Source organism: Thermoleptolyngbya sp. C42_A2020_037 (assembly GCF_015272455.1).
Lineage (GTDB): Bacteria > Cyanobacteriota > Cyanobacteriia > Elainellales > Elainellaceae > Thermoleptolyngbya.
Window position 1 is genome coordinate 24,446 of sequence record NZ_JACYLP010000013.1, and the last position, 22,838, is coordinate 47,283.

Consider the following 22,838-nt stretch of genomic DNA (forward strand, 5'->3'; position numbering starts at 1 on the left):
TGAATTTTCCCAGCCCTTCTTTAAGATTGGCAAACTTCTAAAAAGCGTTCCGTTTTGATGGGTTATTGCTACATTGAATAGTCATTGAAGGGTCATTGAAGGGGCATGGTGCAGCCGTTAATGAATAGCCATCACAGCGGGGCTTGCTGTGCTGTTGCTTGAGTGATTGCTCAAGCTTGAGCAACCAGGTTTCATCAATCGAATTGCTCCAATCGTCTTTACGCCAGCCATCTTTACGCCAGCCGTCTTTACACCAGTTATCTTCACGCCAGTCGTCATCCGTCGTCATTTTGATTTCGCCATGTCTCAACCCACGTCTACCCAGCCCCCTGCGCTCGAACCCCTGAGTCCTCAAGAGCTTGCCGATCGAGAATCGAGGGCGATCGCCACGACTCGTGTTTCTGGCACGTCGAGCGTCGCAACGGAGGCCGACCGCTTTTCCATCGAGCAATATGCCGACCAACTGATGGACGACCTGTTTAGCGACTTGAACGAAGCGCTAGAGCAGGGCAGACCCGTTTCGACGGAACTACCGGAAGAACTAGCCGCCAGCCGCACCCCCACCCCGGTCAGCGTCACGGATGTCACGATTCCGCCTGTGCTGGCCACTGTCTCCCAGGCACAGCGGCAAGACGGCTCAACCAACGCGCCCGATGCTGGTGTGACCCGCGATCCAACCTTTGTGCCAGAGCTAAACCCAGAACCCGCGCTGATTCCTCAGTTTGATCAGAGTTCTGGGCAGAGTTCTGGGCAGGTGGCCGTGGATAGCAGCCCAGAAGATGAGTTGGTCGCCGCAGCGCTCATGCCAAGACCCACTGGCGTAAAGCACAAATCGCTGGATGGGCTGCTGGCGCTGTTGGTCTGCGGATCTCTGGCGGCGGCCGTGGCGCTGTGGTACGGAATGCAGGGGCGCTGGCAGCAGGCGAATGCTCCCGACACGGCTGGCTCATCTGAGGTTGCCACCCAGCCAGCCTCGCCCGAAAACCGCGAATTTTTGGACTACATTCAGCGATCGCTCAAGGTATTGGAACAACGGTCTGCCCGTCGTCAAGCGGAAACCGCTGGCGCAGAGGGCAACTTGCCGAGCGTGGCGGTGGCGGGCAATCCAGCCGCGACCAACTCAGCCCCCACCGACCCGTTGATTGTCCCGGTTTACCGTCCGCCCGCAGACATGGCGCTTCCCGGTCGCAGCGGTGGCAACAATAGTGGCAGCAGCGGTGGCAACAGTGGCGGCAATGGATTTCCCAGTCTGCCAGGGTTCAACCTGCCGGGGCGATCGCCCGCCGTTTCTACCGTCCCGCTGCCCACAACTGCGCCAGCCGCCCCATCTGCTGCTTCATCGACCGACAGCACCACGGATACACCCGCCGCCGCCCCCAACATCGCTGCCGTCTCGACCCATACCCTCGTCGGCATCCTGGAACTCAACGATCCGGCCCGTTCCGCCGCCCTGTTTGAAATCAACGGCACGACCCATCGTGTGCAGGTGGGTGAACCGATTGGGGCTAGCGGCTGGACGCTCGTTTCCGTGAAGGGCAATGAGGTGATGGTGCGACGCAACGGCGATGTGCGATCCATCTACACTGGACAGCAGTTCTGATCCCTTGATAGGGTTTGGGTGCGGTGTTTTGATGCCGAATGCCTGCTGTTTGCAAAATCGCTGCACGAGATCCCGGTGCGAAATCCCGGTGCAAAATCCCGGTGCAAAGTCGCTGCACGAGATCCCGGTGCGAAATCCCGGTGCGAGATTACAGTGCGAAATCCCGGTGCGAAATCCCGGTGCGAAATCACAGTGCGATCGCCCAACCCTGCCCTATCCGCTCCATAGGAGTGTTCCATGAGCCTTTTTGACGACCTCAGCACGTTTCTAGAAGCCCGGCTGGACGAGTTTCTGCGCGATAACCCGCACCTAGAACTCCAAGCCATCGAGGACAACCTGCGGGATCAGGAAGAAGAAGCGATTCGCCTACTGGGTGACCTGCGGCTCAAGGAAAGTCGGCTCCAGCAGGAAATCTTGAACACGGCACAGGAAGTGCAACTCTGGCACGCCCGCGTCGAAAAAGCGAAAGAAAAGGGGCGTATGGATCTGGCCCAGCCTGCCGAAGAACACGAAGCCACGCTGCTGCGCCAGGGAAATCAGCTTTGGGGACAAATGGAAGCCCTGCGCCAGCGGATTCAGGAAACCATCGACCTCCAGCGACAGATTCAGCAAAAGCGCAAGGAAGTGTCGGCCCAGGCAGCCCAGGCGCGAGCCACCCGCACCGCAACCTCGGTTGACCAACAGTGGCAAACCGCTGGCTGGCAAAATTACAACGCCGCGACCCCCGGCGCATCCTCTCCCCAAGACCTGGAAAAAGCCTTTCGCCAATGGGAGATGGATGAAGAAATCGAAGAGTTGAAACGAAATATGGGCAAGGGCTAAACTGCTGAAATCAGAATCTTAACTCGTAAAAAAGTGAATATTTGGGCTGAGTCGTTCGATTTGCAGCCTAGACTGGAATCTACGGAGCGCTAGATGCCATGCCAGTGAATCTTCCTGCTATTCCTGCCAAGTTCCGCCTCCGCACAGCGCTCGTGGTTCCCTTTGTGTTGGAAATTGCAGCAGCGGTTGGGCTAATTGGCTACCTGTCGTTTTTGGCGGCACGGCGGGCCGTGAATGACCTGGCCTCCCAGCTTCGCACGGGCCTCTCTAGCCAGATTGAGCGCGAGCTAGAGAGCTACTTTACAGCGCCGCACGACATCAATCAGCTCAATGCGGCCGCGTTTACCCAGGGCAGCCTGGATTTCCAAAATCCCCAAAACATTGCCCAAATGCACCAGCAGGTGAGAATTTCGCCCTATATTTTTGGCACCTATTGCGGCACAGAGCAGGGGGAATTTCTGGGGGCAGGGCGCTCGGAAGTCGGCAGTAAGGAGGTTCGCCTCTGGCTGACCAACACGGCTACGCGGGGTCGTTTTCTTTCCTATGAGCTAGATAGTCGGGGAAATCGTCTGGCTTTCCTCACGGAGGATGGGGAATACGATCCGCGATCGCGCCCCTGGTATCAAGATGCCTTAAATAACAGGGGGGCTGTTTGGAGTGAGATTTACTTGGACTTTGCAACCTTCTTGCCTGTATTGACGGCTAGCCTGCCCGTGTACAGCGAAGAGGGGACTGTTCTGGGGGTCTGTGCAACCGATGTGCAGCTTCCGGTGGAGTTTCGCCAGTTTCTCTCTAGCCTGAAAATTGGCAAAACGGGTAAGGCATTTGTGCTAGATCGGAAAGGGCAAATTCTCTCTAGCTCGACCGAGGAACCGCTGACGGTTGGTAAAGGCGACGAGACGCTGCTGCTGCAAGCCGTAGACAGCAGTGAGCCGCTGATTCGAGAAACGGCGCGTTTTTTGCGGCAAGAGTTTGGCGACCTTAAAGAAATCCAGCAGCCGCAGCAGCTTGATTTTTCTGTGCATGGACAGCGGCAGTTTGTGCAGGTGTTGCCGTTTCAAGACGGACGGGGGCTGGACTGGCTAATTGTAATCGCGGTTCCCGAAGCAGACTTTATGGGCGACATCTATACCACTACCCGAAACGCGATTTGGCTGGCGCTGGGGTCGCTGGGACTGGCGATCGCCCTGGGCATCCTCACCGCCCGCTGGGTCACAAAACCCATCCAGCGAATCTCGCAGGCCTCCAATGAAGTTGCAAAAGGCGCACTCTCCCAGCACATTTCGCCCAGCGCTCTGCTAGAGCTAGATCAGCTCGCCACATCGTTTAACAGCATGGCGGATCAACTCAAGGCTTCATTCACCACTTTGGAACAAAAGAATGAGGAATTGCGGATTACTGAAGAAAACTATCGCAGCATTTTTGAAAACGCCCTGGAGGGGATTTTTCAATCTTCACCCACAGGACAGTTTCTAAAAGTGAACCCAGCGATGGCGGCAATTTATGGCTACGACTCTCCATCCGAGATGGTGAACTCTGTCACCAATATTCCAGAACAAACCTATGTCGATATTCGCGATAGTCAGCGCTTTTATCAGTTAATGAAATCTAACGGTCAGGTAAAAGGATTGGAGTATCAGGTCTATCGCAAAGACGGCAGCATGATCTGGATCGAAGAAGATGCGCGAGCCGTCTACGATAGCCAGGGCAAGCTGCTCTATTATGAAGGAATTATTCAAGACATTACGGAACGCCGCCTGCGGGAAGAAGCATTGAAGAAGCAACTGGAAGAATTGCAAATCGAAATCGACCAGAGCAAACGAGTGCAGGAAGTGAACTCAATTACCCAGAGCAGCTATTTTCAAGAGATTCAGGAAGAGTTAGCCCAGGTCGATATTGAAGAATTTTGGAAGTGATGGGAATGCGATCTAAAAGGCAGCTATGCAAGCCGTTGAGTAAATGCAAGCTGTTGAGTAAATAGAGTGGCATGAATACTCCAGCCCATGTCGTGCTGAATTTATTGTGTTTAGGTCGGCGAGATGAGGGGCCATTCATTGCGCCGGTCATCCTTGGAGCAATCTTGCCGGACGCGCCCATGTTTGTCTTTTATTTTGTAGAGAAGGTGCTGCGAAATACGCCGGAATCGATCATCTGGTCAAAATCTTATTTTGACCCCCACTGGCAAAATTTTATTGATTTGTTTAACTCGGTGCCGCTGATTTTAATAGGATTGATGGTTTCATTGTGGGGGCGATCGCCCTTTGGCACACTCCTCTTTGCGAGCATGTTGCTGCATATCGCGGGTGATTTACCGCTGCACAACGACGATGCCCATCGCCATTTTTTCCCGTTTTCCGACTGGCGGTTTCACAGCCCGGTCTCTTACTGGGACCCGCGCTACTATGGCAATGTGGTCAGCGTGATCGAAATTTCAGCCGTGATTATCAGCAGTTTCCTCTTGTTCAACGGCTATGAAACCTGGCTGGGCAGAGGGGCGATCGCCACTACAGGCTTACTTTATCTTGCCTATTTTGGATATATCTTCGCAGTGTGGATATTGAGTTTCGGCGGAGATGGAGCCGAGCGATCGCCCGTCTTTTTCTTCAGTTTGGCTCAGTTTGGCAAATTTGGACTGAAGCCCCGGCTTAATCCTGATGGGCCCAACGCCTAGTAGCCAAATTCCACGATGAAACTGGTTGCACCGTCTCGACTGTCAACGCGAATCGTCGCGCCCAACCGCTCCACCAGTTTCTTAACCAGTGCCAACCCCAGCCCTGTGCCGCCTTGATGCCAAATGTCGTGATCAGGAATGCGGTGAAATTTTTCAAAAATGCGATCGCACTCTGCGGCAGGAATTTCTACCCCTGTGTTGCGAACGCAAATCCGCAGCCCATCAGACATCGACCGGACGGAAAGGATAATGTGTTCTCCGGCAGGGGTGTACTTGCAGGCATTGTTTAGCAATTCGCCAAGAATGCGTTCTAGATACGATAAGTCGCTAGAAAAAGAAGGGAGCGGATCGTCCATCTGAATTTCTAAGTGTTGCTGCTGATTTCTAGCCCGCTCGATATAGGGTTCTGCAATATAAGGGATAAAAAACTGAAGCGGAATCGTGCTGATATTCAGCAAGTCAGTGCCTGCTTCCAGGCGGGCCATCTCTAGCAGATTGTTAATGAGCCGAATTTCGCGCTGGCTCTCGTCTTGCAGCACTCGAAAGTAGCGCTTCACGATTCCTGCTTCGTCTGCGAAGACTCCTAGGGGTTCTAGATGCACCTCCAGCAATTGAATCGCCATGAGGATATTGGACATGGGCGATCGCATTTCGTGAGATACCGTATTCAGCAGATCGTCCTTGAACTGGTTTAGCTCCTCCATTTCGTGAAGTTGAGTCTGGGCAGCTTGGTAGAGGCGAGATTGGCGGAGGGCGATCGCACAGTGATTGGCCACCTGCTGCACCAGCCGATCTTCCGCCTCGCTGAAGGTTTGCTCTGCTGAGCGAAACAGCCACAAATCGCCAAGAACGCCCTGATCGTCATAAATCGGACGCGCCAAAATCGCCCAATGCCCCGCCCCATAGCGAGGACATGCAGGCAAATAACAGCAAAACGGGCCAGAGTTCCCCTGCAAGATTGCCACATACATCGCCGCGGATTCGATGGTTAAATCCTCGACCCTGGAACACGGTGCAGATCCATCCTGGTGATACTCATAGTCAATCGTTACCTGCGTTTGCGCCGCATTGTAAATCCCGGCATTGCAACCCACCAGCGCCAGCCCTGCTCCTAATTCCTGCACTGCCGTCTGCAAAATCTGCGCCTCATCCAGGCTATCGCGCACCCGATCCGTAATGCGCTTTAGCAGTGCTTCAAACTCTAGTGCCTGTTCTAGCTGGGCCGTGCGCTGCTGCACCAGATCTTCCAGCCGAGCATTCAGAGCCTCTAGCTCCGTCTGCTTCTGCTCTAGCGCGGCTCGGGTTTGCTCCAGCGCAGCGTTGGCCTGGATTTGAGCTTGCATGGCAGTTTCGGCATCGCGGCGGGCTTGCAGCAGTGCCTCCTCATACTCGCTCCGCTGCTGGATCGGAATCAGAACACACTCATTTAGCACTTCCCCCTCGCGCTGGTGGCGGGTCGCATTGACCAGCATCGGCAGGCTTTCCCCCGTTCTAGAGCGAACTGGAAGATAGATTTCTTCAACCTTGCCTTGCAGCTTGAGCAGCGGAAAAAAATGAGTCTGGTAGAAAATGCGACTGGCGGCTGGCAGCAAGGCTTCTAAGCGCTGCCCTTTCACCTCGTCCAGACCGCATTGCAGCAGTTCCAGCAGAGTAGCATTCGTCAGGGTAATGGTGCCGTCGTCGGTAAATGCTAAGAAACCACATGGCGCGGTATCCAGCAATTCGTCTAGATGGCAGGCACACCGTTTGGTATGCAGCTCATTAGGCGGTTCATTGTGCGGCTCTGATGACATGAGCGGCAGAGAGATAGTCTTGGATTAGCTGGATGGTTTCATCGGGATGGCTCATGTGGGGACAGTGACCCGTTGCCTGCATGAGCTTGAGGGTGCTGTGGGGCAGATGGCGATGGAGATAGTGGCCGACTTCTATAGGGGCGATCGCATCTTCGGCACACTGCAAGATCAGCGAGGGTACGCTGATTTCAGCCAGAATATCCCGATAATCTGACAAAAACGTTGCCTCGGCAAAGCGCCGCGCAATCACTGGGTCTGTTGAGAGCAAAAGCTCTCTTCCAGTTCCTTTGAGAGCGAGGGACGCTGTTCGTTTTTCATGATAACGGGAGCCAAGAAGCTGGCCCAACCGAGATAATTCTTATCCATCAGATCTAGCAATCCCAGAATATCCTCTCGCTCAAAACCGCCGTAGTAGTCTGGCGGGTCGTTGAGATAGCAGGGCGACGGCCCCACCAGGATGAGCCGCTCAAACCGCTGGGGGGCTTGAATCGCCGCCAGCATTCCAATCACGCTGCTGACCGAATGCCCCACAAATATGACGTTCTGTAGATCCAGCGCTTCACAAATCTCCAGTACATCCTGAGCGTAGCCCTCCAAGCGGCTGTAGCGCTCTGGGTCGTAGGCTCGCAAGTCCGACTTGCCCGACCCCACATAGTCAAACAGCACAATTTGGTAGTCAGCAGCGAAGGCTGGCGCAACGAGTCGCCACATATTTTGGTCGCAGCCAAAGCCGTGGGCAAACAGCATCGGCTGAGTGCCCTGTCCTGAAACGGTGACATTGTTGCGAGTAAGGACGGATTGGGAACGCTGGTGGGAAAGTTGGGGGTCGGCGGGAAAATTGTTTGGTATCAGTTGGTTTGTCATTTTTGAAGTTAATAGCTGAAATGGGTAGCTGAAATTGATAGCTGGTGATACAGCATTTTCTTGCGGGGTGAGACACACGCTGCCCTCACGAGGCAAGGGTTTATTGACCATCCGTGTGCCTCACTAGCTTCAAAAACGCTGTAGACCGATTCTTCAAGGTCGATTTTCGTAAGCCTAGCAGTGCAGCCTGTATTTATATCAAGTCTTGAGTGATAGAGATTCTAAATCTCTTCGGGCAAATCGCGTCTGAAAAATTTGATAGAGCGCAAGCAATCGGGAACCCTTTCTACACTCCTCTTCTACACTCCCTAGATTAGGTGCCTATGAGCCATACTCCGGATCTTCCCTATGCCTCAAATCTCTCTAGCGCTGCCCTCTGGTCTGGTCGGGGGGCGATCGCCCTCCACTTGGCAACGCCCCAACAGCAAGCCCTCTACGACCGTCTGCAAGCCTTTTCGCTCGACCAGCCCGGTGCAGCGCTCAGCTTTAGCCAGCGCCTTGCCCGCGACAATGGCTGGTCTCTGAGCTATGCCCAGCGAGTGATTGAGGAATACAAAAAGTTTGCGTTTCTGGCAGTCTGTGCAGGGCATCCCGTCACGCCGTCGGATCAGGTGGATCAGGCGTGGCATCAGCATCTCACCTACAGCCGCTCCTACTGGGAGGTGTTTTGTCCGCAGGTGCTGCAAATGCCGCTGCACCACGAGCCGACCCAGGGCGGCCAGACCGAACACCACAAATTTAACGACTGGTATCGCAAAACCTTGCAGAGCTACGAAGCCTGGTTTGGGGAAACGCCGCCCCCAGACATCTGGCCCGATCCGAGCCTGCGGTTTGGGCGAGATTTGCAATTCCGCCGGGTGAATGTGCAGCAGCATTGGGTGCTGCCTCGACCAGACTGGGCAGGCCGGTGGGCGGCGATCTGGCAGTCTGGCTGGTGGTCTGGCTGGCAGTTTGTGCAGCGGTCTCCAGTGGTGCTGGGCGGCCTGCTGGTGCTGGCATTGAGTCTAACAAGCTGCGCGGCGATCGCCCCGATTCCCAACCCGCTAGATCTTCGCGGGCGAGAGTTTTTGCAGTTCTATCTCTTTACGCTGAGCAGCACGCTGCTGGCGGCATGGGCGCTGCGCCGATGGCTCCGACAACCCGGTAACGTGGAGGGACAGTCGCTGCCGACGCTCGATCCCTACGAAGTTGCCTATCTGGTCGGCGGGGCAGATCGGGCGATTGATACGGCGATTGTGAGCATGGCGCGATCGCAGCCTCCTAGCATCGATGCCCAAGAGAAATTCTTAGTTCCGCTGGTTTCAACAGAGCCGTCGCAGCACCCGCTAGAGCGGGCAATTCTGGAAAGCATGAATGGCTCAAAAGCCACGATACAAAGCCTCCGTCGGAATACTGCGCGAGCGACCGAAACCCTGCGATCGCGCCTACAGGAGCTTGGACTGGCCCTGTCGCCTGCCCAGGCTGCCAAAGCGCGACTTTATCCTACGCTGCTGCTGTTGTTGCCGCTGTTGCTGGGCATTGCCAAAGTGCTAGTCGGCCTTTCGCGGGGGCGGCCCGTTGGGTTTCTGCTGCTGATGATTGTTGCGTGGCTGTTTGTTATCGCAATCTTCCAACTGCCGCCCCTATCGAGTCGGTATGGCGATCGCGCTCTACAACAGATTCGAGCGACTTACCAATCCGCCGTGAACGCCCGCACCCGCAACCTCAGCGCCATGCAGCAAACTCAATTGCTGTTCCTCATTGCCCTAGCCGGAACCACCGCACTGCGCGGTAAAGAGTTTGCTAGCTTACGGGCCGCACTCTCTCCTGTTTCCAGCACCGGAAGTAGCAATGGATATTCTTCTTCCTGGGTTAGTGACGGCTGGAGTGGTGATATCGGCGGAGGGGGCGGCGACGGCGGCGGTGGCTGTGGCGGCTGTGGCGGCTGTGGCGGCTGTGGCGGCTAGAAACGAAGAGGAAAGAGAGAAGAGAGAAAAGGGAAGAATCTTTCTTCGTTTTTCGTTCTTCGTTCTTCGTTTTTCGTTCTTCGTTCTTCGTTCTTCTCTCTTCGTTCTTCTCTCTTCGTTCTTCTCTCTTCGTTCTTCTCTCTTCGTTCTTCGTTCTTCTCTCTTCGTTCTTTACATCCGCTCCAAAACTTGAATCCCCAACAGCGACAGCCCCAGCTTGATCGTGCGAGCGGTCAGGTCTGCCAGGATCAGCCGCGAGGTGCGCTGCGGGTCTTCGGCCTGCAAAATCGGGCAGCGGTCGTAGAACTGGTTAAAGATCTTGCTGAGGTCAAAGAGATATTCGCACAGGCGATTGGGCAACAGGTCGGCCTCCACCGCACTCAGCACTTCGTCAAATTGCAGCAGCGACTTGGCCAGGGCAAACTCCGCCTCGTCTTGCAGCACGACCCGGCTATTATCCCCCAGCGCCTCGAAGTCAATTCCACCCTTGCGGCTGATGCCCTGCACCCGTACGTAGGCATAAAGCATGTAGGGCGCGGTGTTGCCTTGCAGCGCTAGCATTTTGTCGTAGCTGAAGATGTAGCTGCTGGTGCGGTTCTGGCTGAGGTCGGCGTATTTGATTGCGCCAATGCCGACGACGTTGGCCACATGGGCAATGAAGTCCTCAGATTCGGTGCGGTTCTCTTCTTTCAAGCGAGCTTCCAAGTCTGCGCGGGCCCGGGCGATCGCCTCCTCCAGCAAGTCCACCAGCCGCGCCGCCTCGCCGGATCGACTTTTCAGCTTCTTGCCGTCTTCGCCCAAAATGTTGCCCAGCGGCGTATGCACAAACTCCGTTTCGTCGGTGATCCAGCCCGCCCGTTTGCCCACCTGAAAAATCTGGGCAAAGTGATTGATTTGTTCTGCACCGACGGGATAGATCACCCGCTGTGCCCGGTCTTCTGTGACGCGATAGCGAATTGCCGCCAAGTCCGTCGTGGCGTAGTTATAACCCCCGTCCGACTTTTGCACAATCAGCGGCAGCGGCTTCCCTTCCTTGTTGGTAAAGCCTTCTAAAAACACGCACTGCGCGCCTTGGTCTTCCACCAGCAGCCCCAGTCGATCCAGTTCTGCAATCACGTCGGGCAAAAACGGATTGTAGAACGACTCGCCCCGCTCCTGAATCTTGGGCGACAGGCCCATCAGGTCAAAAATCTTGCGATTCGTGCGATTCGACAAATCGCAGACAATTTTCCAGGCCTGAATCGTTTCTGGATCGCCCGCCTGAAGCTTTACCACTGCCAGCCGCGCGGCTTCCTGAAAGTCCGTGTCTTCGTCAAACCGCTTTTTGGCTGCCCGGTAAAACGTTGCTAGGTCGCCCAGATCTAGTTCGCCGCCCGCTAGCGCATCGGGATAGGCTTCGCGCAAATAGGCAATCAGCATCCCAAACGGCGTGCCCCAGTCCCCGATGTGACTCAGCCGCAGCACGTCGTGGCCAAGAAACTCCAGAATTCGCGCCAGGGCATCGCCAATGACGCAGGGGCGCAGGTGGCCCACATGCATCTCCTTGGCAATGTTAGGACTGGGGTAATCGACGATGACGCGCTTGGGGTTGGCTATGGGCGTAACACCGAGGCGCGGGTCTGCCTGGATTGCCTTGAGCTGCGCTTCTAGATACTCGGTCCTGAGCCGCAGGTTGATGAAGCCGGGCCCGGCTACTTCTGGCGGATCGCACAGGTCGGATACGTCCAGATGGTCGAGAAGCTGAGAGGCGATCGCCCTCGGAGCCATGCCCAGTCGTTTTGCCAGGCCCATTGCGCCATTGGCCTGATAGTCCCCAAATTTGGGATTGCTGGCAGGCACCAGTACCGGGTCAGCATCAGCCAAATCCGGCCCAAACGCCGCAACTAGCGCGGCTTCTAATCGGCTTCTCAACAGTGCAAGGGTAGAATTCATGGCGTTTTAGGCAGGCAGAGGAACCGAGCAGCAACCGTACAATAGGAAGAATTCTGGTGAAGCGGCTGATCCCACGTCTCAGAACGCGCTTCATCAGGACGCGCTTCATCCGTAGTGATTATATACAAACGTTAACTCTCCCGATCATGACGCAAACTCAGCGCGATTCGCGAAGCGATCCCTACGGGAATCGCCCCACCTTGCCCCCCTCCGCCAAGCTGCCGCCCCTGGAAAACGGCGACCATCTCTCGCGGGCCGAGTTTGAGCGGCGCTACGAGGCGATGCCCCATCTCAAAAAAGCCGAACTAATCGAAGGAGTCGTCTATGTGCCTGCCGCCCTCCGCTTTAAGAGTCACGCAAAACCTCACGGCTGGTTGATCACCTGGTTAGGCACTTACGAAATGGCAACGCCAGGAGTTGAAATGGGCGACAACCCAACTGTGCGGCTCGATCTGGACAATGAACCCCAGCCCGACATCGTGCTGCTGATTGACCGCGAAGCGGGCGGACAGTCTCGGATCAGCGAAGACGATTATGTTGAGGGCGCACCAGAACTGATTGTCGAAATTGCCGCCAGCAGCGCCTCCATCGACCTCCATACTAAAAAGCAAGTCTATCGCCGCAGCGGGGTTCAAGAATACATCGTGTGGCGGAGCTTAGAAAACGGGCTGGACTGGTTCTCTTTGAATGAGGGTGAATATCTTGCGCTGCCGCCTGATGCCGATGGCATGATTCACAGCCGCATCTTTCCAGGGTTGTGGCTGGATGTAGCGGCGCTCTGTGGGGGAAACATGATGCAGGTGATGCAGGGGTTGCAGACTGGCATTCAGTCTCCTGCCCATGCCGAGTTTATGCAGCAGTTGGCAGCACGGCGCAGCAAACAGATTTAGGAGATGCTGCTTCAGGAAACTCTGCTTTAGGAGACTCTGCGCCAGGGAACCCGATTAGGGAACCACATGGACTGGCGTACCCACCTGCACCATTTCAAATAGGGCAATCACATCATCGTTATACATGCGGATGCAGCCGTGGGAGGCAGCACGTCCAATCGTCTCCTCGTTGGGCGTGCCGTGAAAGCCGATGGTATTTTTCCCATCTGTCCAGAAGCCGATCCAGCGGACTCCCAGCGGGTTGCCATTTCCGGGCGGCACGATTTCGCCCGTAAACGGATGCTGCCAGGTGGGGTGTTCCACCATGCTGATGACCTCGTAGCGACCCGTTGGTGTTTCCCAGCCTGCCCGCCCAACGGCAATGCGAAAGCTGGTTTTCACCCGCTCCTCTTCGTACACATACACACGGCGATCGCTCAGATCGACCACCAGCGACACGGGCGATCGCCCTTCTGGCTCTGGCACAAACGGCTCAGCAGCGCCCAAGTCGGGGACATCGGGCCAGGTCACGGCGGGCGCGATGGGGACGGCACTGGGCGGCGGCGAAACAGGCGCTACGACGGGTTCAGTTCGCAGCGACCCCCACTCGACCAAGCTCCCCGGATTGGCGATCGCCGGACGTAGCCCCACCAGACCTACTATTGCCGGAGAAACCAGCCCCGCTGCAAACTGTATTGCTAACCGCCTCGCTGACCGCCTTGCTAATTGCCGAACGCCACGCACCAGCACCACCGCCTCCCCACGCAAAAGCTGAGCCTAGTATAGCCCAGGGGTTGAACGTGGAAAGTCGTAGAGGATTGGCGCACGAGAGACACAACGCCAACCCTCCATCCCCTTCATCGCCCTATCGCAGGCTCCTTTGCCAGGAATTTTTCCAACTCCGTCAGCGCTTCCGCATCCACCTTGGTCTGCATGGGGCAGAACTTTGGCCCGCACATCGAGCAAAACTCAGCAGTTTTGTAGATATCGGCGGGCAGGGTTTCGTCGTGATACTCGCGGGCGCGTTCTGGATCGAGCGACAGTTCAAATTGGCGGTTCCAGTCGAAGTGATAGCGGGCACGAGAAAGCTCATCGTCGCGATCGCGGGCATGGGGGCGATGGCGGGCGATATCAGCAGCGTGGGCAGCGATTTTGTAGGCAATCAGCCCGTTTCTCACGTCTTCTGCATTGGGCAGCCCCAGGTGTTCCTTGGGTGTGACGTAGCAAAGCATCGCTGTACCGTGCCATCCCGCCAGCGCTGCGCCAATCGCCGAGGTGATGTGGTCGTATCCGGGTGCAATGTCGGTGACGAGCGGCCCCAATACGTAAAACGGTGCTTCGGAGCATTCCTCCATCTGCTTTTTCACGTTAAATTCGATTTGATCCATCGGGACATGGCCCGGGCCTTCCACCATCACTTGCACGTCCGATTCCCATGCTTTGCGCGTGAGCTGACCGAGCGTTTTCAGTTCCGCAAGCTGGGCTGCATCCGATGCATCATGCAGGCATCCGGGACGCAGCGAGTCGCCCAAGCTGAAGGATACGTCGTACTTTTTGAAAATTTCGATGATGTCCTGAAAGTGAGTATAGAGCGGGTTTTGCTGATGGTGGGCCAGCATCCAGCGGGCGATGATGCCGCCGCCACGAGAGACGATTCCCGTGAGGCGATCGCGCACCAGCGGCAAATGCTCAATCAAAATTCCCGCATGAATCGTCATGTAGTCCACACCTTGCTGCGCGTGCGTCTCGATGACGTGCAAAAAGTCGTCGGGGGTCAGCTTTTCGATATTGCCGTGGACGCTCTCTAGCGCCTGATAAATCGGCACCGTGCCAATGGGCACAGGCGACGCAGCGATGATGGCCGAGCGAATTGCGTCCAGATCGCCGCCGCCTGTAGACAAGTCCATCACCGTGTCTGCACCGTATTTCACCGCCAGCTTCAGCTTGTCCACTTCTTCCTGCAAGCTGGAAGAATTCGGCGACGCGCCAATATTGGCATTCACCTTGCATCGCGTGGCAATGCCAATCCCCATCGGCTCCAGGTTCACATGATTGATATTGGCAGGGATGATCAACCGTCCCCGCGCCACTTCCGAGCAAATCAGTTCTACAGGCAACTGCTCGCGCTCCGCCACAAACTGCATTTCTTCCGTCACAACGCCTTGTCGAGCAAAGTGCATTTGAGACACGTTGCTCTGTCCGCGTCGCTTGGCGACCCAGGATGCTCTCATATTTAGTTCCTCAGATAAACAGCTTCCCTCCGCTGGTGCTAACCAGTCTCAGGTTCTCAGGGTGTAATCTCAGCCTGAACCGCTCAGGCACCCCTAGCTGCGTCTGTTATACCATCCCTGGCAGGAGAATCCAAGAAACCGATTGCAAAACAGAGGAATTCTTTGCAAAACGTTCGATGCAAAACGTTCGATCGCTGGTGTTCAGTCCTGGTCGCGTCTGGTTCTGGTCGCCTAGTTCTGTTCACCCAACTGGGCTTGCTCCATGCTGTCCAGCAGCGGGCTATTCCGCAACATGGAAGATTGGGCCAGCCGCTGACCGTCTGCCACAAGGACTGCGCCTTCGCCAGCCTCAGCTCCGCCACAGGCAACGGCCCGCAGTTTGGCATAAAACGCCGACGCTTCAATGCGGGGAATAATTGGCACGTACTGATGGATTGGGTTTTGGGAAACGCTTCCCCGCCCCCACCAGCCGAACGTGTCTTCGTTCCCGGTTGGGTCTGGCGGATTTTCGTTTGTCGCAGCTACACCGTTCGGTTCCGAAGCCTCTTGAAAATCTAGTTGAGGGTCTGATTGAGGGTCTGGTTGAGGGTCTGAACCTGGGTAGTCTGCAATCGACTCAGAATGATCCGCAGGCAGTTCAGCAGGCAGTTCGGAGTCCGCCAGTTCAGATTCGCTGGATGGGGCGATCGCCCTCTCCGCAGAGCCAGGTTCATCCAATGCAGACTCCGAAGAAACTACGGGAGTGGCTTGGTTTTGGCGAGCGGGCGTTTGAGAAACGGATGTTTGAGAAACGGATGATTGAGAAACCGATGATTGAGAAACTGAGGGAGCCACCGAAAACCCGCCGAATCGACCGCTCACCACTCGTTCAAAATCTGGCGTGTAGTGGGGAATGGGCTGTCCCCGCCGCCGCCACACGGCCAAGATTTGCCCCACTGATACGGCTCGGTAGCGTCCCTGATACAGCGCCTCCACAATAGCTGCCCGAATCCAGTGTGCCGGATGGTTCACAGCCCAATAGCTCACCAAATAGTCCGCCGCGAAGCCGTCCATGTCAAACCCGTAGCCGTTGAGCAGTGCCACGGCATCCAGAATGGCGGGGTCGCGGGCTGGATGAGTCATAACGCTTAGTATCGTCGGGAAATCCGTCAGTATCAGGATTTTGGCTTGCTTACACCATATCCCAAGAAATGAAATGCTGCATCTATCTTGCAATAGTCGGCAATGATATCGACGGAGACCGTTGCCTTTGCGACTGTTTTTGCGACTGTTCTAGAGGGACGGGTCTACTGACGGATCTCCGATATCTGCACCTACGATACCTGCACCTACGGCAGTTGCCAGATCTGGCAGCCAGGGCAAATCCGTGACACCCGGATCAAGGCCCAACTGTGACAGCAGCGTGGTGATCTGTCCCCGGTGATGCGTTTGATGGTTAAACAGATGCACCACGAGTGTCCAAGTTGGCAGCGTATGCGTTTTGCCATCAGCCTTACTGTGAAATGTGAAGGGTTGTGCCAGCCAGTCGGCTGTAATCCTCTGAACCCAGATCAGAATTTCCTTGTCGCACTGTTCCCGTGCCTGTCGCAGTTCGTCAAAATTCTCATAAAGGTCTTGCCCAATTGCCAAACCCGTCAGAGGTTGATGGGTAAACCGTCCTAGCCAAGCGCGATCGCCATACAGCAGATGATTCAGCGTGCCGTGAATAGACTTGAAAAATGCGCCCCGATCTTGACGGCGATCGCCATCAGACAGATTAGCGCACAGGGCATACAGCCTGAAGTTCATCCACTGGTTGTATTTCGCCATCGTCTGGCAATAATCCACATCAATCATAAAGCTCCCTCCCACAAGCCTGAACGCCTTTATGCTAGCGGAACTCAGCGGCTGCCAAGAGCTTGGAGCGATCGCCTTTCTTGCAGAAGTCAAGAAAACCGAACCTGAGAGTAGTTTACATTTGTTAACTTTAACGTTACATTTATTTACATAAGGTTTAAGGAGATTTGACATGAGAGGCGTTGTTACCGAAGAGCAGGGCAGACAAAATATCTACGCTGTTGAGCCGCAGATGTATGTAGATAGCGAAGCGCGGACTGGTTTTACGGAATATGCAGAAAAGCTCAACGGTCGGTTGGCGATGATTGGCTTTGTGTCGATGCTGCTGCTAGAAGTTCTCACGCACCAGGGATTGGTGAGCCTCCTGCAAAACCTCTAAGGTTCTGGTTGGCAGGTGCTTTGAACTGAGAGATGAATTGAAGTGGGTCAGACGAGGCATTTCCGTCTGGCTCATTTTTGCTGATTCTCTTGATTACTACTGGGTCTGCTGATCCTTGAACGTTAAGGTGGACGTTCGGGTCAAGAGGTTTCGGCGATCGCCACCAGAGACAGCACTCTCGGCAGCACGTCTTCCGGCTGAATCGGTTTGGTGATGCAGGAATCGGCAGCGGCGATCGCGGGTGCTGCGTAGGGCGAAGCTTCATCACTTGCCAGGGCAATCACCTTCAAATGCTGGGTGATTGGGCTATGGCGCAAGTTGTGAATTAGCTCCGCGCCCGCATTTTCGGGCGACTGCACATCAACGATGACGGCATCTGGCTGGAGTAGCTCGATCTGGCTAAAGGCGGTGGAGCCTTCTAGCACCCACACCACCTGATATCCCGCCGCCGTCAGCATGTCGCAGATGATGTTGGCCGTTAGCTCATCATTTTCTACCAGCACCACCCGCCCCAAAATGGTGCGCCCCAGCCCATCCAAGGCCGGAATGGGCGCAGTCGCCTCCGCTGCATCGTCTTTTGAGCGGGCCGGAAGCTGAACCGTAAACACCGACCCCACGCCCACCGTAGAATCGACCATAATCCGCCCGCCGTGCAGATCCACAAGTTGCTTGGTTAGCGCTAGCCCCAAGCCTGTGCCCTGATAGAGCCGCTGGTAGGAGCTATCAAGCTGCTGAAATTTTTGGAATAGCAAGGGGCGCTGCTGTTCGGGAATGCCGATGCCCGTGTCGATCACCTGGAATATGGCGTGTTGAGGATCGGTCATCACTCGCAGCGTCACCTTGCCGCCTGCTGCGGTGAACTTCACGGCGTTGCTGAGCAGATTCAGCAAAATCTGCTTGACCCGGTGCGGATCGGCGACGAAGCGATCGCGGCTGGGGTCGATTCGCAAATCCAGCACCAGCTCTACGCCCTGCTTCAGGGCTGTTTCTTCGATCGCCTTCATGCTCTGCTGAGCCATCATCGTCAGCGAAAACGGACTTAGCTCTAGCACGGCCCGCCCCGACTCCACCTGCGACAGGTCGAGAATGTCGTTGATGAGTTCCAGCAAGTGCTGCCCGCTGTCGTGAATCGTCTGCAAAAAGCTGCGCTGACGCGGACTGAGTTCCCCCAGAGACCAGCGCAACAGTGTGGCAGACATACCAATAATGGTGGTTAGCGGGGTTCGCAATTCATGGCTAACTGCGGCCAGAAACTCACTCTTGGCCCGATTCGCGGTCTGGGCTGCCAGCACCGCCTCCTGCAAGTCGTGGGTGCGGGCGACGACCTGCTGCTCTAGTGACGAGCGCTCTGGTTTTATCGACAGTTCAGGATTCGTGAGCAGAGCTACCAGCCGCCGGGTAAATTCCGTCTGGGCGAGGGGATCGTTGGGCTGGAGGCGATCGCCCGCTGCCTGTAGCGCCGCTGTCAGGTCTGCCTCAGCCTGACACAGTTCCATCAGGGATTGCAAAAAGGTGGCGATCGCCCCTGGCTCAAAGGTCAAGTCTACCCGCTGCAACCGCTCCGCAGCATCCAGATCGCCAGATCCGCCAGCCCCCTGCGCTCGCCAGCCGCTCAGCAGCACGCTAAAGGGGCGAGACACCAGCACCATAAACTGCTCGCTATCCGGCAGTTGCGTCTGTACTGCCAGCGGCAGCGTCGTTGCCCCCAACAGCAGCACCCCATCGCCAGAGGACTGAACCCACAGCGCCATCTGTTGAAGTAAATCCTGAAGCTGATGCAGTACTGCCAGCGGCAAAATCAGAGAATCAACCGACGGTTCGGGCGTGGGCATATGGGATGGGTGCAGCAGGGACGGAAAACAATCTCTCTCCGCTGCCTGGAGATGAGATGCAGGGGACACGGCAGGACTCTAGGTAGGACTCTAGATTCAGAAGTTTTAACAACCGTTCATTATGGTATCCTGCGAGTCTGCGTGACACTAAAAGGCATAAGGATTTTGAAAGATGTTCACCCTGTAGCATAGATTTTCAACAATACTATGCATCACTAACTATGCATCACTATGCATAAACTAGCTGCAAGCCCCGGAGGCTGGAATCCCGACACCGAAGGCGTGATTTTTCTAGAGCAAACGCCCGCGCCCATCGTCTTTCTCACTGCCGCCGACACAGATATCCAGAGCCTCGCCCATGCCCTGCCCCACCTGCCCACAGGCGTTCCGGCCCTGCGCGTTGCCAGCTTGCTTCAGCTTCAGCAGCAGATCAGCATCGACACCTACGCCGAAGAAGTCCTCAGCCAGGCCCAGGTGATTATTCTGCGCCTGCTGGGTGGCCGCGCCTACTGGCCCTACGGGCTAGAAGTGCTAAAGCAAACCGCTGCCCAAACGGGCGCAACCTTGTTTGTGCTGCCCGGAGACGATCGCCCCGATCCTGATCTGCTCAGCCACTCCACCGCCCCCCTTGCTGCCGTCTACCGTCTCTGGCGATACCTCACTGAAGGCGGCCGCGAGAACTGGGTCAATGCTCTGCTATTTCTGGCGGACGAGTGCTTTGGCCAGTCCTTTAGTCCATCGTTTCCCCAGCCTGTTCCTAAGATTGGCGTGTACGCTGCTTCAGGCATTTGCAAACCGCCCAGGCAATCGTCCAACCCCCAGCCTGCCCCAAACGTCGCCCTCCTGTTCTACCGCGCCCACTACCTGGCGGGAAACACGCAGCCCATCGAGGCACTGTGCGAACTGCTGGCGGCGCGAGGAATGCGCCCGCTTCCGGTGTTTGTCTCCTCGCTGCGCGATCCAGACGTGCAGGCGGAACTGCTGGCGCTGCTCCAGCCGAAGGGCGAAGAACCCGTGCAGGTGGTGCTGAACACGACCAGCTTTTCGCTGGCGCGACTGGAGGACGATGCACCGGATGTAGACCTGTGGACACGGCTAGATGTGCCCGTACTCCAGGTGATTCTTAGCGGTGGCACGCGGGAACAGTGGGAGGGGCAAAGCCGGGGGCTGTCGCCGCGGGATGTGGCAATGAATGTGGCGCTGCCGGAGGTGGACGGGCGGATTATCAGCCGAGCCGTGTCGTTCAAAACGGTGCAAACGCGGCATGACGGGCTAGAAACCGATGTGGTGGGCTATGAAGCGGTGGGCGATCGCCTCCAGTTTGTCGCCGATCTGGCCGCCGCCTGGGTGCGCCTGCGCCAAACGCCCCTCGCAGAGCGCCGCATTGCGCTGATCCTGGCTAACTATCCTACTCGCAACGGCCGCCTCGCCAATGGCGTTGGCCTCGACACCCCCGCCAGCACCGTCGAAATCCTGAAGGCCCTGAAGCAAGCGGGCTACACTCTGGGCGATATTCCCGCCACAGGCGACGACCTGATCCACCGCCTCACCGCCGGCCCCACCAACGACCCCGAAGCCCAGCACCGCCCCATTGCCCAATCCCTTGCGCTGGGCGATTACCAAGCCTATTTCCAAACCCTGCCGCCGACGGTGCAGCAACAACTGGGCGATCGCTGGGGGAATAAATGGTGTCAGGAGTTTCAGGACGGCTTTCCCATTCCCGGTATCCAGCTTGGCAATCTCTTTATCGGCATCCAGCCCAGTCGCGGCTATGACCTTGATCCCAGCCTGAACTACCACGCGCCAGACCTGGAGCCAACCCATGCGTACCTGGCGTTTTATCATTGGGTGCGATCGCACTTTGGGGCCCATGCAATCGTTCATGTGGGCAAGCACGGCAACCTGGAGTGGCTACCTGGCAAGGGCGTGGCGCTCTCGGCCACCTGCTATCCCGAAATTGCCCTGGGCCCGCTGCCCCATCTCTATCCCTTTATCGTCAACGATCCGGGCGAAGGCTCCCAGGCAAAGCGCCGCGCCCAAGCGGTGATTATCGACCACCTCACGCCGCCCCTCACCCGCGCCGAACTCTACGGCCCGCTCCAGCAGCTTGAGGCGCTGGTGGATGAATACTACGAGGCGCAAAGCCTTGACCCATCGCGGCTACCTGTTATCCGCGATTGCCTCCTGACCCTGTTCCAGCAAACCCAGGTTTTGCAGGATTTGGGGCTAACGGCTGACTCTGCCGATTCTAGGGAAATTGAGGCGCTCCTGCCCAACCTCGACACCTATCTGTGCGAACTCAAAGAAGCCCAGATCCGCGATGGGCTGCATATTTTAGGACAATGCCCCAGCGGACGGCAGTTGCGAGATCTGGTGGTGGCGATCGCCCGCCATCCCACCCCCCGCTATCCGGGCCTCACACGGGCGATCGCCCAGCGCTGGCATCTCGACCTCGACCCGCTCACTGCCGACCCCGCCCAGCCCCTCACACCCGACCAAATTCACCAGGCGCTCACTGTTCCCAAACTCGCCCCCAACCCCGCCATCCTCCGCAACGCCGCCGACCTGATCGACCTGATCGAGCAAGAAGCCGCCCTTCAGGTCGATCAAGCAATTGGAGAGCCAGTCGGGGAACTGTATCATGTCACAGAGCGCTCGGATCACGAAGCCAATCCTCCCCTCCCCTTTGCCCTCCTGCCTGCCCTCCGCGCTACCCCCCAGGAACTTAGTCACCTGTTGCGGGGGCTAGAGGGGCGCTACGTGCCCAGCGGGGCTTCTGGTGCGCCGACGCGGGGGCGACCCGAAGTGCTGCCGACAGGGCGCAATTTCTACTCGGTGGATATCCGGGCGATTCCCACAGAAAGCGCTTGGGACGTGGGACGCAGGGCAGCAGAGGCGCTGATCGAGCGCTATACCCAGGAAAACGGCGAATATCCGCAAACGCTGGGGCTGTCGATGTGGGGCACGGCGACCATGCGAACGGGTGGCGACGACTTGGCAGAAGCGCTGGCGCTGCTGGGCGTGCGGCCCGTGTGGGATGGCGCGTCGCGGCGCGTGGTGGATTTTGAAATTCTGCCCGTGTCTCTACTGGGTCGGCCGCGGGTGGATGTAACGCTGCGGATTTCGGGCTTTTTCCGCGATGCTTTTCCAAATCTGATCGACCTGTTTCACCAGGCGGTGACGGCCGTTTCTCAGCTTGATGAGCCGCCCGCAGACAATCCCCTGGCGGCGCGGGTGCGGCAGGAGGCGACCCAGTGGCAGGCAGCGGGGCTGACCCCAGAACAGGCAGAAGGGCGATCGCGCTACCGAATTTTTGGCTCGAAGCCAGGAGCCTACGGCGCGGGGCTACAGGGCCTAATCGACGCGCAAAACTGGACGACCGACGCCGACCTGGCCCGCGCCTATATCAATTGGAGCAGCTATGCCTACACGGGGCAGGACGAGGGACGCGCCGCGCCGGAAGCCTTTGAGTCGCGCCTGAAATCCCTGCAAATCGTGCTGCACAACCAGGACAACCGCGAACACGACCTGCTCGATTCAGACGACTATTATCAGTTTCAGGGCGGCATGACGGTGGCTACCCGCACCCTCACGGGGCAAACCCCGCAGGTGTATTTCGGTGACCACGCCTTACCCGAAAAGCCTAAAATTCGCACCCTCCGGGAAGAGATCGCCCGTGTCTATCGCTCTCGCGTGGTCAATCCCAAGTGGATCGAGGGCGTGATGCGGCATGGCTATAAGGGTGCCTTCGAGATGGCAGCGACGGTGGATTATCTGTTTGCCTATGATGCAACGACGCGCTGCGTGGCGGACTATATGTACGAAGGTGTAGCGCAAGCCTACGTGCTGGATGAAACAGTGCAGGCGTTTGTGCAGGACAAGAATCCTTGGGCCCTGCGCGACATGGCCGAGCGGCTGCTGGAGGCGCACCAGCGGGGGCTATGGGCGCAGGCTCCGGGGGATATGCTAAATCGACTGAGGGCGATCGCCCTCCAAGCTGAAGCCCACATCGAATCTCGCCTGTAAGTCTCCCGATAAGTCTCCCGAAATGTACGCATCCCGA

At 56.9% G+C, this 22,838-nt stretch carries 16 protein-coding genes, 1 pseudogene and 1 riboswitch; of the genes and pseudogenes, 8 read left to right on the forward strand and 9 right to left on the reverse strand.

Going from position 1 to position 22,838, the window contains the following annotated elements; all coding sequences use genetic code 11:
• Window positions 1-37: 37 nt before the first annotated feature.
• A complete protein-coding gene (locus tag IGS16_RS03640) occupies window positions 38-289 on the reverse strand; it encodes a hypothetical protein (RefSeq protein ID WP_297083396.1) in 252 nt (83 codons plus the stop codon).
• Window positions 290-301: 12 nt separating this feature from the next.
• Between IGS16_RS03640 and IGS16_RS03645 the strand changes: the two genes are divergently transcribed.
• The 4 genes from IGS16_RS03645 to IGS16_RS03660 all read left to right on the forward strand — a co-directional run bounded on the left by IGS16_RS03645 (window position 302) and on the right by IGS16_RS03660 (window position 5,093).
• Window positions 302-1,600: a hypothetical protein gene (locus IGS16_RS03645; protein ID WP_297083397.1), complete on the forward strand. Its 1,299-nt coding sequence runs from the start codon at window positions 302-304 to the stop codon at window positions 1,598-1,600.
• A gap of 237 nt (window positions 1,601-1,837) precedes the next feature.
• Window positions 1,838-2,422 (forward strand): TIGR04376 family protein, encoded by a 585-nt coding sequence (locus IGS16_RS03650; RefSeq protein WP_297083398.1) that lies wholly within the window; start codon window positions 1,838-1,840, stop codon window positions 2,420-2,422.
• Window positions 2,423-2,520: 98 nt separating this feature from the next.
• Complete coding sequence (locus IGS16_RS03655; protein ID WP_297083400.1) at window positions 2,521-4,338, forward strand: cache domain-containing protein; 1,818 nt, start codon at window positions 2,521-2,523, stop codon at window positions 4,336-4,338.
• 71 nt (window positions 4,339-4,409) lie between these two features.
• Window positions 4,410-5,093: a hypothetical protein gene (locus IGS16_RS03660; protein ID WP_297083402.1), complete on the forward strand. Its 684-nt coding sequence runs from the start codon at window positions 4,410-4,412 to the stop codon at window positions 5,091-5,093.
• On the opposite strand, the gene IGS16_RS03665 is transcribed toward IGS16_RS03660, so the two are convergent.
• Window positions 5,090-6,886, reverse strand: a complete 1,797-nt coding sequence (locus tag IGS16_RS03665; RefSeq protein ID WP_297083404.1) for an ATP-binding protein — start codon at window positions 6,884-6,886, stop codon at window positions 5,090-5,092. The two genes, IGS16_RS03660 and IGS16_RS03665, sit on opposite strands and share 4 nt — an antisense overlap.
• Window positions 6,864-7,633: pseudogene (locus IGS16_RS22285) on the reverse strand (alpha/beta fold hydrolase). The gene IGS16_RS03665 and the pseudogene IGS16_RS22285 overlap by 23 nt, the downstream one beginning before the upstream one ends.
• 440 nt (window positions 7,634-8,073) lie before the next feature.
• On the opposite strand from IGS16_RS22285, the gene IGS16_RS03680 reads away from it, so the two are divergent.
• Window positions 8,074-9,696, forward strand: coding sequence for a TIGR04222 domain-containing membrane protein (locus tag IGS16_RS03680; RefSeq protein ID WP_297083409.1), 1,623 nt, complete (start codon window positions 8,074-8,076; stop codon window positions 9,694-9,696).
• A 171-nt stretch (window positions 9,697-9,867) separates the two neighbouring features.
• Here IGS16_RS03680 and argS read toward each other — a convergent pair whose 3' ends face one another.
• On the reverse strand, window positions 9,868-11,628 hold the full coding sequence (gene argS / locus IGS16_RS03685; RefSeq protein WP_297083411.1) for an arginine--tRNA ligase: 1,761 nt from the start codon (window positions 11,626-11,628) through the stop codon (window positions 9,868-9,870).
• 146 nt (window positions 11,629-11,774) lie between these two features.
• On the opposite strand from argS, the gene IGS16_RS03690 reads away from it, so the two are divergent.
• Window positions 11,775-12,518, forward strand: coding sequence for a Uma2 family endonuclease (locus IGS16_RS03690; protein WP_297083413.1), 744 nt, complete (start codon window positions 11,775-11,777; stop codon window positions 12,516-12,518).
• A gap of 54 nt (window positions 12,519-12,572) precedes the next feature.
• Here the strand turns inward: IGS16_RS03690 and IGS16_RS03695 are convergent, their stop codons facing one another.
• The 4 genes from IGS16_RS03695 to IGS16_RS03710 all read right to left on the reverse strand — a co-directional run bounded on the left by IGS16_RS03695 (window position 12,573) and on the right by IGS16_RS03710 (window position 16,564).
• Window positions 12,573-13,265 (reverse strand): L,D-transpeptidase, encoded by a 693-nt coding sequence (locus IGS16_RS03695; RefSeq protein ID WP_297083414.1) that lies wholly within the window; start codon window positions 13,263-13,265, stop codon window positions 12,573-12,575.
• An 89-nt stretch (window positions 13,266-13,354) separates the two neighbouring features.
• Entirely contained in the window at window positions 13,355-14,728 is a 1,374-nt protein-coding gene (gene thiC / locus IGS16_RS03700) for a phosphomethylpyrimidine synthase (protein WP_297083416.1), read from the reverse strand.
• A 7-nt stretch (window positions 14,729-14,735) separates the two neighbouring features.
• Window positions 14,736-14,833, reverse strand: a riboswitch (TPP riboswitch).
• Window positions 14,834-14,959: 126 nt separating this feature from the next.
• The gene (locus IGS16_RS03705; protein WP_297083419.1) at window positions 14,960-15,850 is read right to left on the reverse strand and encodes a hypothetical protein; all 891 of its coding nucleotides are present in this window, start codon (window positions 15,848-15,850) and stop codon (window positions 14,960-14,962) included.
• Window positions 15,851-16,000: 150 nt separating this feature from the next.
• On the reverse strand, window positions 16,001-16,564 hold the full coding sequence (locus IGS16_RS03710) for a DinB family protein (protein WP_297083421.1): 564 nt from the start codon (window positions 16,562-16,564) through the stop codon (window positions 16,001-16,003).
• Between the two features lie 172 nt (window positions 16,565-16,736).
• Between IGS16_RS03710 and IGS16_RS03715 the strand changes: the two genes are divergently transcribed.
• Complete coding sequence (locus IGS16_RS03715; RefSeq protein ID WP_297083424.1) at window positions 16,737-16,943, forward strand: chlorophyll a/b-binding protein; 207 nt, start codon at window positions 16,737-16,739, stop codon at window positions 16,941-16,943.
• 140 nt (window positions 16,944-17,083) lie between these two features.
• On the opposite strand, the gene IGS16_RS03720 is transcribed toward IGS16_RS03715, so the two are convergent.
• On the reverse strand, window positions 17,084-18,844 hold the full coding sequence (locus tag IGS16_RS03720) for an ATP-binding protein (RefSeq protein ID WP_297083426.1): 1,761 nt from the start codon (window positions 18,842-18,844) through the stop codon (window positions 17,084-17,086).
• Window positions 18,845-19,006: 162 nt separating this feature from the next.
• Here IGS16_RS03720 and cobN point away from each other — a divergent pair, with 162 nt between their 5' ends.
• Window positions 19,007-22,801, forward strand: a complete 3,795-nt coding sequence (gene cobN, locus IGS16_RS03725; protein WP_297083428.1) for a cobaltochelatase subunit CobN — start codon at window positions 19,007-19,009, stop codon at window positions 22,799-22,801.
• Window positions 22,802-22,838: the final 37 nt, after the last annotated feature.

What these genes read in the sequence shown, in the direction of transcription:
- IGS16_RS03640 (WP_297083396.1), bottom strand. Translation starts at nt 289, where the DNA reads ATGACGACGGATGACGACTGGCGTGAAGATAACTGGTGTAAAGACGGC.
- IGS16_RS03645 (WP_297083397.1), top strand. Translation starts at nt 302, where the DNA reads ATGTCTCAACCCACGTCTACCCAGCCCCCTGCGCTCGAACCCCTGAGT.
- IGS16_RS03650 (WP_297083398.1), top strand. Translation starts at nt 1,838, where the DNA reads ATGAGCCTTTTTGACGACCTCAGCACGTTTCTAGAAGCCCGGCTGGAC.
- IGS16_RS03655 (WP_297083400.1), top strand. Translation starts at nt 2,521, where the DNA reads ATGCCAGTGAATCTTCCTGCTATTCCTGCCAAGTTCCGCCTCCGCACA.
- IGS16_RS03660 (WP_297083402.1), top strand. Translation starts at nt 4,410, where the DNA reads ATGAATACTCCAGCCCATGTCGTGCTGAATTTATTGTGTTTAGGTCGG.
- IGS16_RS03665 (WP_297083404.1), bottom strand. Translation starts at nt 6,886, where the DNA reads ATGTCATCAGAGCCGCACAATGAACCGCCTAATGAGCTGCATACCAAA.
- IGS16_RS03680 (WP_297083409.1), top strand. Translation starts at nt 8,074, where the DNA reads ATGAGCCATACTCCGGATCTTCCCTATGCCTCAAATCTCTCTAGCGCT.
- argS (WP_297083411.1), bottom strand. Translation starts at nt 11,628, where the DNA reads ATGAATTCTACCCTTGCACTGTTGAGAAGCCGATTAGAAGCCGCGCTA.
- IGS16_RS03690 (WP_297083413.1), top strand. Translation starts at nt 11,775, where the DNA reads ATGACGCAAACTCAGCGCGATTCGCGAAGCGATCCCTACGGGAATCGC.
- thiC (WP_297083416.1), bottom strand. Translation starts at nt 14,728, where the DNA reads ATGAGAGCATCCTGGGTCGCCAAGCGACGCGGACAGAGCAACGTGTCT.
- IGS16_RS03705 (WP_297083419.1), bottom strand. Translation starts at nt 15,850, where the DNA reads ATGACTCATCCAGCCCGCGACCCCGCCATTCTGGATGCCGTGGCACTG.
- IGS16_RS03710 (WP_297083421.1), bottom strand. Translation starts at nt 16,564, where the DNA reads ATGATTGATGTGGATTATTGCCAGACGATGGCGAAATACAACCAGTGG.
- IGS16_RS03715 (WP_297083424.1), top strand. Translation starts at nt 16,737, where the DNA reads ATGAGAGGCGTTGTTACCGAAGAGCAGGGCAGACAAAATATCTACGCT.
- cobN (WP_297083428.1), top strand. Translation starts at nt 19,007, where the DNA reads ATGCATAAACTAGCTGCAAGCCCCGGAGGCTGGAATCCCGACACCGAA.